A 12,735-nucleotide genomic window follows, 5' to 3' on the forward strand; every position below is an offset into this window, starting at 1 on the left:
CACCTCCAGCGTAGACACCCGGACCGCTTCGGGGCTCGGTGCTTCGCTGTCCCGGTGGCTGGGGCAGGATGGACGCCACCTGGTGCGCACGCATGACCACACGTCCGCACTGAAGACAACCGCTGGAGACGCCCGGTGAGTTCCCCAGATCCGACCGTTCGCGCAGCGCGAAACGCTGCGGCCCAGACCGAGAAGACAGGCACCACCGCAGGCGGGGCCACGGACCGGCCACTGCGCCGGCCAGTGGTGGCCGTCACCGGAGCCGCCTCCGGAGTGGGTGCGCTGCTGACGCGCGCCCTGGTCGCCTCGGACGAGGTCAAGGAGGTGGTGGCCATCGACGAGCGGCGCGGCGACGTCGCCGAGGCGCACTGGCACGTCCTGGACGTCCGGGACCCGGCCATCGCCGAGAAGCTGCGCGGCGCGGATGTCGTCGTGCACCTGGCGCTCGACCTCGACCTGGAGACCGACGACGCGGCGCGCACCGCGTACAACGTGCGCGGCACCCAGACCGTGCTCACCGCCGCCGCGGCCGCCGGCGTCCACCGGGTGGTGCTGTGCACCTCCGCCATGGTCTACGGGGCGCTGCCCGACAACGACGTCCCGCTGGCCGAGGACGCCGAGCTGCGGGCCACTGCGGACGCCACGGGTGTCGGCGACCTCCTGGAGATCGAACACCTGGCACACCGCGCGCCGCGTGCACACCCCGGCCTGAACGTCACCGTGCTGCGACCCACCGTCCTGGTGGGCGGCACGGACACCGCGCTGACCCGCTACTTCGAATCGCCCCGCCTCCTGGTCGTCGCCGGATCCCGCCCCGCCTGGCAGTTCTGCCATGTCGAGGACCTGGTCAGCGCGCTGGAGTTCGCCGCGCTGGAGAAGGTCGACGGCGAACTGGCGGTGGGCTGCGACGGCTGGCTGGAGCAGGAGGAGGTCGAGGAGCTCTCCGGCATCCGTCGCATGGAGCTGCCGTCCTCGGTGGCCCTGGGCGCCGCCGCCCGGCTGCACCGCATCGGCCTGACGCCGTCGCCCGCAGGGGACCTCGCGTACACGATGCACCCGTGGGTGGTCAGCGGCAGCCGGCTGCACGATGCGGGCTGGCGGCCCCGGTGGACGAACGAGGAGGTGCTCGCCGAGCTCCTGGAAGAGGTCGCCGGACGGCACACCGTCGCCGGCCGCCGGCTGGGCCGCAAGGACGCCACCGCCGCGGGTGCCGCCGGCGCCACCGTCGCCCTCCTGGGCACCGCCGCTCTGGTGCGGCGCGCCCGTAAGGCCCGCCGCCGCCTCTGAGCGGAACCGGGCCGGCGGGCCGGGGAGCCTCCATCGGGCTGGAGGAGTCTCCATACGGCGGCCGGGACGACCGGCGGAAAGGGCCATTCCCCGCCGTGCCCGCGTACGGCACGATGGGGGTATGTCTGGTACGCCCTCCCCTTCGTCCCCCGGCCGCGACCACCCCGGTGAGCAGGCCGCGGCGGATCCGATCCGGCTCCTGGAGATCCGCGACACCGCGCTGTCCGTGGACGAGGTGTTCGCGGCCGTGGGAGACACGGCGGCGGGCGGCACGGCCCTGTTCGTCGGCACGGTCCGCTCGCACGACAACGGCGCCGACGTCGACGGCCTGGGCTACTCCGCGCACCCGACGGCCGAGGCGGAGATGCGCCGGATCGCAGAGAAGGTGATCGCCGACTTCCCGGTGCGGGCGCTGGCCGCCGTCCACCGCGTGGGCGATCTGCGCATCGGTGATCTTGCCGTGGTCGTCGCGGTGTCCTGCCCGCACCGGGGCGAGGCGTTCGAGGCCTGCCGCAAGCTGATCGACGACCTCAAGCACGAGGTACCGATCTGGAAGCATCAGACGTTTTCCGACGGCACCGAAGAATGGGTAGGCGCGTAGCGCCTTCTTCTGGGGGCGGGAGGGGATTAGGCCTCCAAGACGGAGATCTGCCCGGTGCGTAACGAGGCGTTCCCGGGGCAGGGGATACGAAAGACGCAGCGGGCAATGGCCCTGTGGCCATGGGGTGGTGGCCTGCGAACACGAGGCCGAACCGGTGCCTTGTGCTCCGGTTGCGTAACCCGCCCCCTGGCGCAAGCGTTGACCCAGCAGATGGTTAATCTGCTTATTCGTCGATCGCGGTCGTAAAAGGGGTTGGGAGGTCGCTGATGGGTGCGCTCCTCTGGTTGCTGATTCCGGTGGGTGCCGGGCTGATTGCCGCGGCGTGGAGCAGCTGGGCCCTACGGAACCGCAGGACCGGGGATGTGGCAGAGCTCGCGGGCTATGCACGGTTCCGTGACGCCATGGAAAGAGAGCATTCCGTTCCCGACCCCGCCTCGGACCCCGTCTGACGTTCTCCGGTGGTTCGCGGAAGCAAGCGCCACCCTTCGGGGTGACGGCCGCGTACGGGCGGGTGTTCGACCTCGTACGGACGGCCCCGCGGGCCGGTTGTCATACCCGTCCCGTACTGTCGTTCCATGCCACGCCGCACCGCGACGCTGCTCGCCTCGACCCTGATGCTGATCGCGCTGCTCTGCGCCGGGGTGCTGATCCCCGTGCCGTATTCCGAGATGTCACCGGGACCGACGGTCAACACCCTCGGTGATCACGACGGTGAGCCGGTGTTGCAGATCTCGCGACGCAAGACGTACCCGACGACCGGTCATCTCAACATGACCACCGTCCGCGTCACGGGCCCCGACTACCACATGAACCTCTTCGAAGCGGTGTACGGCTGGCTCGACCACGACAACGCCGTGGTGCCGCACAAGACGCTCTACCCCGAGGGGCAGACGGCCGAGCAGGCCGACCAGGAGAACGCCGAGGAGTTCAGCCAGTCCCAGGAGAGCGCCAAGTCCTCCGCCCTCAGTCAGCTGCACGTCCCGTTCGCCGGCCAGACCGTCGTCGGGTCCGTCGTCAAGGACAAGCCGGCCGACGGGCGGCTGCACGCGGGCGATGTGATCAAGGCGGTGGACGGCACGGAGGTCAGGCAGACCGGCGATGTCGCCAAGCTCGTCACCCGTCACAAGCCGGGCGGGAAGGTCGTCTTCACGATCATCCCCGCCAAGGACGCCGCCGCGGCGGAGAAGCAGGGCAAGAAGCCCCGGACCGGCGCGAAGCAGATCGCGATCACCACGCAGAAGGCGGACGACGGCCGCGCCATCGTGGGCATCCAGGCCGGGGTGGATCACATCTTCCCGTTCCCCATCGACGTCAAGCTGGCCGATGTCGGCGGCCCGAGCGCCGGGCTGATGTTCGCGCTCGGCATCGTCGACAAGCTCACGCCCGGGGACATGACGGGCGGCAAGTTCGTGGCCGGTACGGGCACCATCGACGACAAGGGCAAGGTCGGCCCGATCGGTGGCATCTCGATGAAGACGGTCGGTGCGCGGGACAAGGGCGCGGAGTTCTTCCTGACGCCCAAGGAGAACTGCGCCGCCGCGGCCAAGGACACCCCGCAGGGGCTCACCCTGGTCAAGGTCGGCACCATAGGCGACGCCGTCAAGGCGCTGGAGAAGATCCGCAAGGGCGACACCGCCGGGCTGCCGAGCTGTAGCCCCGCAGCCCGGTCCTAGCGGCCCGGAGGGCCGGGGAGCCCTCCGGGCCGGACGCGCACGTCCGGCCCGGGTGTCAGCCCTGGCGGCCGCGGTCAGCCCTCGAACGTCGCCGCCAGCGCTTCCGCGAGGCCCGGCACCAGCGCCGAGCCGGTGAGCACCTCGGACGTGGAGTCCTTCTCGCGCAGCCGCAGCGCCGACTCACGCCGTCCGTCGCGCAGTACGGCCACTGTCATCCGGACCTCCTGGCGGTCCGGGTGCCGGGCGACCCACTTGGCGAGCTGCGCCTCGTCCATGCCCGCGGGCTCGGAGTCCTCCGCGGACGGCGGCAGCATCAGCCGCTCCACGGTCAGCGCACAGCCGGCCACGGCATCCGGCCAGGCGATGGTGGCGAGGAACTCGTCCAGCGGGACGCCCGCCGGGATCTCGTCCTGTTCCACGGGGGTCAGGGACGCGGTGGTGGAGTCGTCGATGCCGAGCTGGGCGGCGAGCGAGGGCTCCTGCTCGCGCAGCTTGGCGGTGTCGACGAGGGCGAACAGTCGGGCGGGCTGATCCCAGCCGAGCCCGGCGCTGTACTCGTCGATCTCGAGCACCGCGCGGGTCAGGGGGTCGGCGGCGAGGGGGGTGCCGTCAACGGGGAGGTTGGTCATGCTCAACATCGTGCCTTGTGTACCCCGGAAAGCGGGAACTGAGTAAAGCCTTCGTAAGTTGCATCGGTGGGTCCTACTATCGCCGGGCCTGCTCAACACGACAGCGAACTTCGAGGTGCGCACCTTGGCTTTCCAGATGCCGGACCGCGGCGGAGGCCCGACAGGGCCACGGATCAGAGTCGGCCGACCATCGCGGCGGATCCGGACCCTGCTCATGACGTTGGGTGTGCTGGCCGTTTTGGCCATGCTCTTCGTGATGTTTGCGGGGTTCTGGACCGATTGGCTCTGGTACCGCTCGGTCAAGTACTCCTCGGTCTTCACCACCACCCTGTGGACCAAGATCGGCCTGTTCTTCTCCTTCGGCGTCCTGATGGCCGTGGCCGTCGGCGTCAACGTCTGGCTGGCGCACCGGCTGCGGCCGCCGCTGAGCGCGATGTCCGTGGAGCAGCAGAGCCTGGACCGCTACCGGATGGGGATCGCCCCGTTCAAGAAGTGGGCGCTGATCGCGGTCACCGCGGTGATCGGCCTGATCGCCGGGGCCTCCGCCTCCGGCGAGTGGCGTACCTGGCTCCTGTGGGTCAACGGCGTGCCGTTCGGCAAGACGGACCCGCAGTTCGGCAAGGACATCGCCTTCTATACCTTCGACCTGCCCTGGTACCGCTTCCTGTTGAGCTTCGGCTTCGCCTGTGCGGTGCTGTGCCTGGTCGCCGCGGCGCTGACGCACTACCTCTACGGCGGGCTGCGGCTGACCAGCCCCGGCTCGCGGGCGACCGCGGCGGCCACCGGCCATCTGTCGGTGCTGCTGGGCATTTTCGTCTCGCTCAAGGCGATCGCCTACTGGCTCGACCGGTACGGCCTGGCGGTCAAGTCCAGCGGCCTGAAGTCGGCCGACAACTGGACGGGCCTGCGGTATGTCGACGCCAACGCCTATCTCCCGGCGAAGACGATCCTGTTCTTCATCGCGGCGATCTGCGCGATGCTGTTCTTCGCCACCCTCTGGCGGCGGACGTGGCAGCTGCCGGTGATCGGCTTCGGCTTGATGGTGCTCTCGGCGGTCCTCATCGGCGGGCTCTATCCGGCGATCGTGCAGAAGTTCCAGGTCCAGCCGAACGAGCAGGCCAAGGAAGCGCCGTACATCAAGCAGAACATCAAGGCGACCCGGGATGCGTACGACATCCAGGACTCCGAGGTCACGCCGTACAAGGGCGACTACCAGCCCACCGCCAAGGCGGACAGCCAGCGGCTGCGCGATGACGCCGACACCACGGCCAGCATGCGGCTGCTCGACCCGAACGTGGTCTCGCCGGCCTTCCAGCAACAGCAGCAGGTGCGCGGGTACTACCAGTTCCCCTCCACCCTCGACGTCGACCGCTACAAGGACAAGGGCGGCGCCGAGCAGGACACCGTCATCGGTCTGCGCGAGCTGAACATCGCCGGTATCCCCGAGCGCAACTGGATCAACGACCACTTCAAGTACACCCACGGCTACGGCGCGGTCGCGGCCAAGGGGACCGAGGCCTCCGAAGGCGGCGGTCCGAAGTACACCGAGTCGGATCTGCCGTCCAAGGGGCAGCTCCCCCCGTACCAGCAGCGGGTGTACTACGGCGAGAAGACCTCGCAGTACTCCATCGTCGGAGGTCCGCAGAAGGAACTGGACTACTCCGACGACAGCGGCGAGAAGAGCTACAGCTACCGGGGCAACAGCGGCGTCAACCTCGCCAACCCGGTCAACCGTGCCGCGTACGCGGTGGCGTTCGGGGAGCCGCAGATCCTCTACTCCGGCGCGATCGGCAAGGGCTCGCGGATCCTGTACAACCGCACGCCCAAGGAGCGCGTCGAATCCGTCGCCCCCTGGCTGACCATCGACGGCGACGCCTACCCGGCGGTCATCGACGGCCGGATCAAGTGGATCGTGGACGCCTACACCACCAGCAACGGCTATCCGTACGCCTCGCGCACCACGCTCGGGGACAGCACGGCCGATTCGCTCACCGACGGACAGCGGGCGGTGGTGGCCCAGCAGAACCAGGTCAACTACATCCGTAACTCCGTCAAGGCGACGGTGGACGCCTACGACGGTTCGGTCAAGCTCTACCAGTGGGACGACAAGGACCCGGTCCTCAAGACCTGGATGAAGTCCTTCCCCGGCACCGTCGAGAAGAAGAGTGCCATCGGCCCGGCGCTCAAGGAGCACCTGCGCTACCCGCAGGACCTCTTCAAGGTGCAGCGTCAGCTGCTGACCACGTACCACGTCACCGACCCGGGCACCTTCTACACCGGCTCCGAACGCTGGCAGATCCCGAACGACCCGACGACCAAGTCGGGCAACGCCGTACCGCCGTACTACCTGAGCATGAAGATGCCGGACCAGAAGAACCGCCAGTTCTCGCTGACGACGACCTTCACGCCCAACAAGCGCGACAACCTCGGTGCGTTCATGGCCGTCGACGCCAACGCGACCAGCGGCGACTACGGCAAGATCAGATTGCTGAAGCTGCCGTCGGAGACACCGGTGCCCGGCCCGCAGCTGGTGCAGTCGAAGTTCAACTCCGATCCGGTCATCGCCAACGAGCTGAACATCCTCAAGAAGTTCGGCGACTCGGAGATCGAGTACGGCAATCTGCTGACCGTGCCACTGGACGGCGGACTGCTCTACGTCGAACCGGTGTATCTGCGGGGCGCCAACACCAACTACCCGCTCCTGAAGAAGGTGCTGGTCAGCTACGGCGACAACAAGCCCGTCCTGGAGGACTCCCTCAAGGACGCGCTGGATGTGGTCTTCGGAAAGAAGGCGCCCAGTACGGGCACCGAGGAACCGCCGGGCGGCGACACCGGTAAGCAGCCCCCGTCCGGCCAGACGGTGCAGCAGGCCCTGGGCGACGCCCAGAAGGCCTACGAAGAGGGCGAGAAGGCGCGTGCCTCGGGCGACTGGGCCGGTTACGGCGAGGCCCAGAAGAAGCTCAAGGCGGCGCTGGACCGCGCGGCGAAGGCGTCCGAGAAGGGCGGCAAGCCGGGCGGCTGAGCCGGCCGTATGCCCTGCCCCTGTGGCCGCCGGTTCCGCACCGGCGGCCACAGGGGCGCGGTGGTGCTGGGGCATCCCGTTACCGTGATACCTTGAAGTCACAACGACGCGGGGTGGAGCAGCTCGGTAGCTCGCTGGGCTCATAACCCAGAGGTCGCAGGTTCAAATCCTGTCCCCGCTACGGAAGACCGAAGGCCCGGATCCTCAAGGATCCGGGCCTTCGGCATGTGTTCAGGTCGTTACCGGTCACAGCGGGTCGCACGGCCGATGTGGGGAAGGTGTGTGCTTGAGTTTGACAAGTCGTCGTGTCGGGAAGTCGACAAACCGCTGAAGTGACCTCACTGGCTGCGGTATACCAGGTGTACGCGGGTTACAGGTGATGCGACGATGGGTCTTATGGGGGACAAGGCAAGGTTGTTGGAGACGGACCGGTTTGTGCATGCGCCCGACGACGGGCGCGAATCCGAGCTGCACATGGACGCGATGGAGGCCGCGGAGGCCGCCGAAGCGTCCGATGCCGTGACCGAGTCCGGGTACCGCCGGGCCGCCGAGGCGGGCGACACCGCCGCCATGAGCGCGCTCGGCGCGATGCTGCTGCGCCGCGGTGACCTCGACGGCGCCGAGTCGCATCTGCGCTCCGCGGCCGCCGCAGGTGACCGCGCCGCGGCCAACAACCTCGGCGTCCTGCTGCACCAGCGGGGCTACGGGGACGAGGCGGCCGGCTGGTGGCGCATCGCGGCCGTCGCCGGCTCCGCCGCCGCCGCGCACGCCCTCGGGCGCCACTACCGCGAACGCGGTGACGAGCCGGCGGCCGAGTACTGGCTGCGCCAGTCCGCGGAGTCCGGCCACTGCCTGGGCGCATACGCCCTCGCCGACCTCCTGGAGCACCGCGGCGACATCGGCGCCGAGCGCTGGTTCCGTACGGCCGCAGAGCGCGGCCACCGCGAGGCCGCCTACCGCCTCGCGCGGCTCATCGAGGACGGCCGCGACGCGGAACGGCGTGCGGTGCCCGCGTACGGCGAGCTGACCCAGCAGGAGGAGGCCGAGCAGTGGTACCGCCAGGCCGCCGCGCGGGGCCACCGGCGGGCGGCGCTGCAACTGGGCGCGCTGCTGGAGGACCGCGGTGATGTCCAGGAGGCGGGCCGCTGGTATCTGTCCGCCGCCAAGGACGGCGAGGCCCGTGCGGCCTGTGCGCTGGGCTTCCTGCTGCGTGACGCGGGGGACGAGGAGAGCGCCGCGGAGTGGTGGCGGCGGGCGGCCCAGGACGGCGATGGCAACGCTGCCAATGCGCTGGGTGCGCTGCACGCCGACCGCGGTGAACTCCAGAGCGCCGAGCGCTGGTACCGCGTCGCGCTGGACGCCGGCGATGTGAACGGCGCCTACAACATCGGGCTGCTCTGCGCCGAGCAGGGCCGGGAGGGGCGCGGTGAGCAGTGGTACCGCCGGGCCGCCTACGCCGGGCACCGTGAGGCCGCCAACGCGCTGGCCATCCTGCTGCTCCAGCGCGGGGACGCCGCGGGAGCCGAGCCGTGGTTCTCCAAGGCGGCCGAGGCGGGCAGCGTGGATGCCGCGTTCAACCTCGGCATCCTCTTCGCCGGCCGCGGTGCGGAGCGTACGGCACACACCTGGTACGAGCGGGCGGCCGCGGCCGGGCACACGGAGGCGGCCCTCCAGGTCGCCATCGTGCAGCTGCGGGACGGTGAGCTTCAGGACGCGGAGCGGAATCTGCGCTGTGCGGCCGGCGGCGGCAGCGCCGAGGCGGCCTTCCGGCTCGCGGATCTGCTCGACCGCAGGGCGGCGGCAGCGGGCGAGGGGCTGGCCGACAGCGAGCGCACGGCGGACGACGAGAGCGTGCAGTGGTACGAGCGGGCCGCGCGGCAGGGCCACCGTCGTGCCCAGGTGCGGGTTGGCATGTTCGCGGCGGCTCGCGGGGATGCCGTCGAGGCCGCCGACTGGTACCGCGCGGCCGCCGAGGCCGGCAGCCGTAACGGTGCCTTCAACCTCGGGCTGCTGCTGGCCCGTGAGGGCAGCCTTCCCGAGGCCGCCCTGTGGTGGCAGCGTGCCGCCGAGAGCGGCCATGGCCGGGCCGCGCTGCGGCTGGCGCTGCTCGCCGCCCGGCGCGGTGCGCTCGCGGAGGCGCAGAGCTGGTGTGCGCGCGCCGTCGAGCTGGGGCCGCCGGAGGTGGCGGAGCGTGCGGCGCGGTTGCGGACGGCGCTCCAGGAGGAGCTCAGCGCATAGCGGGTGCTACGGGCACGCACATGCGGTCCAGGACCCGGTCCACGGGGCCGGGCCCTGGGCCGTGCGGAAGGGATTTGCGCTGGTCGTCGGCCTGGGGTTAGAGTTACGGCAACAACGACGCGGGGTGGAGCAGCTCGGTAGCTCGCTGGGCTCATAACCCAGAGGTCGCAGGTTCAAATCCTGTCCCCGCTACTGAAAAGACGAAGGCCCGGATTCCTTGAGAATCCGGGCCTTCGTCATGTCTGCCGTTCTACCGTCGCAGCCGGTGGCCGACCGCCTCCGCATACAGGCTGCGGTCGACCAGCCTGTGCTCCGGCAGCGGGGCGCCCCTGGTGACGCCGGCGTCCCGGTAGGCCTTCTGGAGCCGGTCCGCGGTGCCCTTTCTGATCTCCCAGTCCATCCGGAGCGACGGCACCGAGGTGAGGATCGTCCGGTCGAGGTCCAGGAGGTCCGCCAGCCCGGTGACGAATGACCGGTCGGCCTTGTAGTCGCCGGCGAAGTACGTGTTGACCGTGCGGATGTAGGCCCGCAGGAAGGCGACCCCGGCGTCCGGGTCCCGCTGGAGCAGGGTCGGCCCGTACAGGGCGCCGCCGAGCGGTTCGCCCTGGGGCTGGCCGCCGAGGAAGGCGTATTTCCGGTCGCCGTCGACCCGCCGCCAGACCGGGTCGAGCAGCCAGGCGGAGTCCACCCCGCCGCCGGTCAGGGCGGTCAGTACGTCGGCGGAGCCGAGCTGCTGGAAGGCGGCGGAGTGCAGGTCGGCGCCGTGCCGGGCGAAGGACGCGGCCATCGGGTACATGATCACGGAGCCCTTCCCGATCATGGTGCCCATCCTCGATCCCTTGAGGGAGACCGAAGAGGCGTTCTCCCCGCTCTTCAGACGCACCCACAGACCGCTCTTGGACCGCGGGGCGGGGGAGAAGTTGCCGGCCACCCAGCGGATGTCGAAACCGCCGTTGATGCCGTTGACAACGGCGGCCTCGGGAGCCGCCCACAGGGCGTCCAGATCGCCCTTGGCCAGCAGCGGCAGCGCCTCCGGGGTGGGCAGGACCTTCAGCCGGACGTCAAGGCCCTCCTTCCGGAACTCACCCCTGGCGAGGGCCAGCCGCAGCGGGGCCACGTACTCGGCGTTGAGGGTGCCGGTGGCGACCGTGAGCGTACGGCGCTCGGCGAGGGGGCGCGGGGCCGGGGCGCCCTTGTCACAGCGCGCGGGGGTGCGGCCCGGGGCGAGGTCGGCGGGGTCGGTCCAGGAGGCCTTGCCGCACCCCTGTACGGGCTTGATGGTGCGGGGACCGGCAGCGGGGGCGCCGTCGTCCTTGTGGGCGGCGCAGCCCGCGCCGAGGGCGAGGGCGGTGAGGAGCACGGCGACGGTGGTGGTGCGGGTGCGCATGGGACCTCCGTGCGGGGCGGCGTCGGGACGGACGGGTCGGTGCGGTGGGTCAGCTCTGGGACCGGCCGCGGTCGCGCGGTGCCCAGGGGGTGAGGATGCGCCCGGCCAGCCGTACCAGCTCGGAGAAGAGCACCCCGAGGACGGCCACACAGACGATGCCGACGCACATCACGTCGTTCTGGAACAGGGCACGGGAGTCGAAGATCAGATGGCCGAGGCCGTCGGTGGCGGCGATCTGCTCGGAGGCGACGATGACGAGGACGGCCACGCCCGCGGCGATCCGGGCGCCCACCAGGACGGCGGGCAGGGAGGCCGGCAGCAGGACGTGCCGGAACATCTGCCAGGCGCTCGCGCCGAACACCTGGCCGGCGTCGCGGTGCCCGGAGGGGATGGCCAGCACCGCCGCCATGGTGGAGATCCAGACGAAGAAGAAGACGGTGGCGGCGACGAGGGCGACCTGCGGCCCCTCGCCGAGCCCGAACATGTTGAGGAAGACCGGCAGCAGGGCGAGTTTGGGCACGACGTACAGGGCGTCCAGGAGGGGCTCCAGGGCGGCCCGTACGAGCGGCAGCGAGCCCATCAGCAGGCCCAGGAGGTAGCCGGAGACGGTGCCGACGGCGTACCCGGCCAGCACGCGCCGGAGCGTGGCCCACACGTCCGGCCACAGGTCGCCGGCCAGGGCGCGCTGCCAGCCGTCGGCCAGGATCGTGGACGGCGCGGGGTAGATGCGGTCGTCGATCCAGGCCCGGTCGGCGGCCAGCTGCCACAGCAGGACGAGCAGCAGCGGGACGGCGACGGCGAGGGAGATCTCCAGGGTGCGCCGGCGGCGGTGGGTACGCCGGGGACGCAGCTCCTGGGGGCCGGGGCGGCGGACGAGGAGACGGCCGGCCGGAGTGGGCCGGCCGTCCTCGTGGCCGGGGCCGGGCGGGTGCAGGGCGGTGGTCATGCGGGGACGGCCCCCTCGGCGGTCGGGTGTGCCGTGGCGGACCCTTCGACCTCGTTGCGCAGCAGCTGCCATAACTCGGCCTTCAGGGCGGTGAATTCGGGGGTGTCCCGGACCGCGCCGGTGCGTGGACGGCCGAACGGCGGGCGGCGTTCGGCGATGATCCGGCCGGGCCGGGCGGACATCACCAGGACCCGGTCACCGAGCACCAGGGCCTCTTCGAGGCTGTGGGTGATGAAGAGGGTGGTGGTGCGGGTGGTCTGGGTGAGGGCGAGCAGCTCGTCCTGGAGGAGGGTGCGCAGCTGGGCGTCGAGGGCCGCGAACGGCTCGTCCATCAGCAGAATCTCCGGTTCCACGGCGAGCGCGCGGGCGATGGCGACGCGCTGGCGCATCCCGCCGGAGAGCGCGGCCGGATAGGCGCCGGCGAAGTCGGCGAGCCCCATCCGGGCGAGCCAGGAGCGGGCCCGTGCGTCGGCCTCCTTGCGGGGCAAGCGCTGGATGTCGAGGCCGAAGCGGACATTGGCCAGCACGGTTTTCCAGTCATGGATGCCGTAGTCCTGGAAGATCATTGCGGCCGGCCGGTCGGTGCCCGCGCGGATCTCCAGCTCGCCCTCGCTGGGGCGCAGCAGCCCGGCGGCGATCCGCAGCAGGGTCGACTTGCCGCAGCCGGACGGGCCGACGAGACAGACGAATTCGCCCGGTGCGATCTCGGCGTCGACGGGGCCGAGGGCGGCCACCGCCGCGCGGCCGCGACCGAACGAGCGGGTCAGGGCGCGGGCGCGCAGGGCCGGTGGGCGAGGGGCGGACGGCTCGGCGGGTGGGCGGTGCGCTGCGGGGGAAGGGTGCGGCTCTCCCACGGGGTGCTCCTTGCGGAGTGCGGACAGGGTGCCGCCGTGGTGCGGGGCGCGGGCCCGGTCGGGCCCGGTGGCCGGAAAGCGCGGCGCGGCCGACGATA

General features: G+C 71.0%; 10 protein-coding genes and 2 tRNA genes. 8 read left to right on the top strand and 4 right to left on the bottom strand.

From position 1 onward, the window contains the following. The first annotated feature begins 135 nt into the window (after positions 1-135). The 4 genes from IF67_RS0102585 (at position 136) to IF67_RS0102600 (ending at position 3,561) form a co-directional block, all read left to right on the top strand. Positions 136-1,287 carry an SDR family oxidoreductase gene (locus IF67_RS0102585; RefSeq protein ID WP_030981648.1) on the top strand — a complete coding sequence of 384 codons (1,152 nt, stop codon included), beginning with the start codon at positions 136-138 and terminating at the stop codon, positions 1,285-1,287. A gap of 121 nt (positions 1,288-1,408) precedes the next feature. Continuing rightward, a complete protein-coding gene (locus IF67_RS0102590) occupies positions 1,409-1,888 on the top strand; it encodes a molybdenum cofactor biosynthesis protein MoaE (RefSeq protein WP_030081816.1) in 480 nt (159 codons plus the stop codon). Between the two features lie 266 nt (positions 1,889-2,154). Continuing rightward, entirely contained in the window at positions 2,155-2,337 is a 183-nt protein-coding gene (locus tag IF67_RS44600) for a hypothetical protein (protein ID WP_030981650.1), read from the top strand. A 126-nt stretch (positions 2,338-2,463) separates the two neighbouring features. Further along, positions 2,464-3,561 carry a PDZ domain-containing protein gene (locus IF67_RS0102600; RefSeq protein ID WP_030981651.1) on the top strand — a complete coding sequence of 366 codons (1,098 nt, stop codon included), beginning with the start codon at positions 2,464-2,466 and terminating at the stop codon, positions 3,559-3,561. Positions 3,562-3,635: 74 nt separating this feature from the next. Here IF67_RS0102600 and IF67_RS0102605 read toward each other — a convergent pair whose 3' ends face one another. Then, a complete protein-coding gene (locus IF67_RS0102605; protein WP_030981653.1) occupies positions 3,636-4,190 on the bottom strand; it encodes a PPA1309 family protein in 555 nt (184 codons plus the stop codon). 214 nt (positions 4,191-4,404) lie between these two features. Between IF67_RS0102605 and IF67_RS0102610 the strand changes: the two genes are divergently transcribed. The 4 genes from IF67_RS0102610 to IF67_RS0102625 all read left to right on the top strand — a co-directional run bounded on the left by IF67_RS0102610 (position 4,405) and on the right by IF67_RS0102625 (position 9,642). Beyond that, positions 4,405-7,212: a UPF0182 family protein gene (locus IF67_RS0102610; protein ID WP_030981655.1), complete on the top strand. Its 2,808-nt coding sequence runs from the start codon at positions 4,405-4,407 to the stop codon at positions 7,210-7,212. Between the two features lie 107 nt (positions 7,213-7,319). Beyond that, positions 7,320-7,393: transfer RNA gene (locus tag IF67_RS0102615), tRNA-Met, on the top strand. A 206-nt stretch (positions 7,394-7,599) separates the two neighbouring features. Then, entirely contained in the window at positions 7,600-9,450 is a 1,851-nt protein-coding gene (locus IF67_RS0102620) for a tetratricopeptide repeat protein (protein ID WP_199812671.1), read from the top strand. A 118-nt stretch (positions 9,451-9,568) separates the two neighbouring features. After that, positions 9,569-9,642, top strand: a tRNA-Met gene (locus IF67_RS0102625). Between the two features lie 58 nt (positions 9,643-9,700). On the opposite strand, the gene IF67_RS0102630 is transcribed toward IF67_RS0102625, so the two are convergent. The 3 genes from IF67_RS0102630 to IF67_RS0102640 are packed head-to-tail and all read right to left on the bottom strand — an operon-like array spanning position 9,701 to position 12,637. Then, the gene (locus IF67_RS0102630; RefSeq protein ID WP_030981659.1) at positions 9,701-10,837 is read right to left on the bottom strand and encodes an ABC transporter substrate-binding protein; all 1,137 of its coding nucleotides are present in this window, start codon (positions 10,835-10,837) and stop codon (positions 9,701-9,703) included. 49 nt (positions 10,838-10,886) lie between these two features. After that, entirely contained in the window at positions 10,887-11,783 is an 897-nt protein-coding gene (locus IF67_RS0102635) for an ABC transporter permease (RefSeq protein ID WP_030981662.1), read from the bottom strand. Continuing rightward, positions 11,780-12,637: an ABC transporter ATP-binding protein gene (locus tag IF67_RS0102640; RefSeq protein WP_030981664.1), complete on the bottom strand. Its 858-nt coding sequence runs from the start codon at positions 12,635-12,637 to the stop codon at positions 11,780-11,782. The genes IF67_RS0102635 and IF67_RS0102640 overlap by 4 nt, the downstream gene beginning before the upstream one ends. Between the last annotated feature and the right edge of the window lie 98 nt (positions 12,638-12,735).

The organism is Streptomyces sp. NRRL S-1813 (assembly GCF_000719605.1).
Taxonomy (GTDB): domain Bacteria; phylum Actinomycetota; class Actinomycetes; order Streptomycetales; family Streptomycetaceae; genus Streptomyces; species Streptomyces decoyicus.